This window comes from Actinomadura sp. HBU206391, from assembly GCF_014323665.1.
Lineage (GTDB): Bacteria > Actinomycetota > Actinomycetes > Streptosporangiales > Streptosporangiaceae > Actinomadura_C.
On sequence record NZ_JABVEB010000444.1, the window covers coordinates 1 to 3,129 of the forward strand.

General features: G+C 68.6%; 2 protein-coding genes. One reads left to right on the forward strand and one right to left on the reverse strand.

What is annotated here, in order from left to right; translation table 11 throughout:
- Positions 1–1,594, reverse strand: a 1,594-nt coding sequence (locus HKK72_RS37995) for an FG-GAP-like repeat-containing protein (protein WP_187239223.1), incomplete at its 3' end; no start/stop codon positions are given.
- 229 nt (positions 1,595–1,823) lie between these two features.
- Between HKK72_RS37995 and HKK72_RS38000 the strand changes: the two genes are divergently transcribed.
- Positions 1,824–3,129, forward strand: a 1,306-nt coding sequence (locus HKK72_RS38000; protein WP_187239224.1) for a BTAD domain-containing putative transcriptional regulator, incomplete at its 3' end; no start/stop codon positions are given.

Genomic DNA, 3,129 nt, shown 5'->3' on the forward strand with positions numbered 1-3,129 from the left:
CCCGGACCGAGATGATCTCCTTCCGGTCGTCGCCGTTCAGGTCGCCGAACTTCGTCCGCACGGCATCGCCGAAACCGGTCGCCACGGTCTTGCTCTCGGGTCCGTCATAGACCTTGGCCGCGTCCCAGCCGAGATTGCGATAGGCGACCACCGCGTCGTCGTCACGAACCGAGATGATCTCATCCCGGCCGTCACCGTTCAGGTCGCCGAACTTCGTCCCCACCGCGTCGTTGAAACCACCTGCCACGGTCTTGCTCTCGGGTCCGTCATAGACCTTGGCCGCGTCCCAGCCGAGATTCCGATAGGCCACCACATCGCCATTGGGCGCCCGGACCGAGATGATCTCATCGCGGCCATCACCGTTCAGATCGCCGAACTTCGTCCCCACCGCATCGCCGAAACCGGTCGCCACGGTCTTGCTCTCGGGTCCGTCATAGACCTTGGCCGCGTCCCAGCCGAGATTCCGATAGGCGACCACCGCGTCGTCGTCACGAACCGAGATGATCTCATCCCGGCCGTCACCGTTCAGATCGCCGAACTTCGTCCCCACCGCATCGCCGAAACCGGTCGCCACGAGTTTGCTGTCCGCGCCGTCGTACACCTTGGCCGCGTCCCAGCCGAGATTGCGATAGGCCACCACGCTCCCATCGGGACGGATCGACACCAGATCGTCGCGACCATCGCCGTCCATTTCGGCGAACTGCACGGTCCCGTCATCGACGGGACCCGGCGGAGGGGTCGGTGTGCAGCCGTTGTCGCTGGTGACATTGCGCCAGGTCCTGCTGTTGGTCGTGCCGTAGTTCACGCCGTTGAACACGGCCGCGACCCGCTCGCTGCCCGCCTCTCCCCAGGTGGCGATCCCATTGCCGTTGGCGTCGATCGCCTGCTCCATGTGCAGGTGCGGATGACCGTTGGAGGTGGGGCCGGTATGGCCCACCCGCCCGATCGTGGTGCCCTGCGAGACGTTGGCGCCGACGCCCACCGCCCGGGACTGCAGATGGATATAGGTGGTGAACCAGCCACCGCCGTGATCGATCTGGATCATGTTCCCCGCGTTGGAATGGTAGAAGGACTGATTCACCCTGCCGCTCGCCGGAGCGATCAACAGCGCCCCTTCCGTTCCCACCTGATCGGGCTCCTTGACCATGTCCAGCGCCGGAGCATGACCCCAGGTGTCCAGCCGCCATTTCTGAGCGCAGGGAAAGGGCAGCTGAAACGCCGGCCGCGGCCCGGCCGCACTCGCCGGCGAGGACAACGCCGTGACCAGACCCGCTGTGACGACGACCGTCGTCAGGCCGGCGAGCAGGGACAGAAATCGCTTGCGGGAGCGCGGCGGTCGCGCCGTGGTGACAGATCTACTCAACAGAGGTCCCTTTCTCACGTGATCTCTCCCGTTGACGGCGGAAAGCCGGGCCACCGTCTCGTCAACGGGCCTGCGGATCGGTTGCGCTCTAGAGGCGGGATGGGACACCCTGCAGGGGGCGAATCGTCGCGCAAAGTTTAGGTAGGGCGTCCTTTCAAATCGCTTACAAACGGCGGTGACCTGTACGCCGGCGATCGGCGCCGACACTTTTGTGCTCAGGGCGTCGCGCACTTGGCGGAAAACACGGGGTCGCGCCGGAGAACCGGGTGTGTCACTCTGCAGGAGTGGATCAATGCGCAGGGCGTAGGAGAATTGACCTCTCAGATCGCGTCCGGGCCGCGTTAACCCGCACCTCCCGAATCAGGTGAAGCACTCTTCCTCTCGGGCCGCCGCCTTTCATCACCGCCGTACCGGCTCGAAGACGGATCGACCGGCGATCGGGCATGGGACGGGAGGGGACATGAACGATCCGCCACTTCGTTTCGGCGTGCTAGGCCCCTTGATCGCCGAGAAGAACGGCCGGCCCGTCGACCTGCCCCGGTCGAACATCCTGCGCGGACTCTTAGGTGTGCTCCTGCTGGCCCAGCCGGCGGCACTGCCGGTCGAACGCATCCTCGACCTGGTGTGGTCGACGCGCCGCGCCCGCGCCCGCCGCGGCACCGTCCAGGTCGGGATCTCCCGCCTCCGGGAGTGGCTGGCCGAACTGACCGAGGGCCGGCCCGGGCTGATCGGCGTCGACCACGCCCCTTCCGGTTACCGCCTGTCCATGGACCCGTCCGCCGTCGACATGTCACGGTTTCGGGCCCTGACCGCCGAGGCGGGGGACGCCTCTGGCCGGGCCGAGCGCCATCGACTCCTCGTACGGGCCGTGGCGTTGTCCCGCGGCCCGGTCCTCGCTGACCTGTCCACGCTCGACTCCGGCGATCCGCTGCTGCGCATGGCGCACGAGGAGGTTCGCCGGGCCGCCCTGGCGCTGGCCGAGACGGCGCTGACGGTGGGCCGCCCCTACGACGCACTCTCGCATCTCGAGGCGATGGCGGCGGCCGCCCCACTCGACGAGCCGGTGCACGCCTCGCTGCTGAAACTGCTCGCGGCGTGCGAGCGGCCCGCGGAGGCGCTCGAGCGGTATGAGGCGCTGCGCGCCAGGCTGACCGAGAACCTGGGGGTAAGCCCGAGCAGCCAGGTGCAGCGGGTGCACCTGGCCATCCTGGCGCGTGACCGCGAGATCGGCGGGCCTGGCGCCGAGCACCGGCCGGCCCTGCCGTCTCCGTCCCTCCTACCGCCCGACATCGTGGACTTCGTCGGCCGCGATGAGCAGGTGGAGCGGCTGCTGGATCTACTCGACGGCGACGGGCGGTCGATGACGATGGCGTTGGTCGTCGGTGCGGGCGGCATAGGCAAGACCACCCTGGTCACGCACGTGGCGCACCGGCTCAGATCCGCCTTTCCCGACGGGCAGATCTATGTCGATCTGCAGGGGGCCGAGGCGCTGCCGGCCGACCCCGGTGAGGTGCTGGGACGGTTTCTGACCGCGCTCGGCGTCGACGGGCGAGCCCTGCCGGAAGGCGTGCCGGAACGCGCGGAACGGCTGCGCAGCCTGGTCGCCGACCGGCGGGTCCTCGTCGTGCTCGACAACGCCGCCGACGAGCGGCAGATCCGCCCGCTGCTGCCCGGCGGCCGCGGCTGCGCCGTACTGGTCAACAGCCGCCGGAGGCTGCCCGGGCTCAGCGCCCACACCCTCAGGCTCGCGGCGTTCGACGTCGACG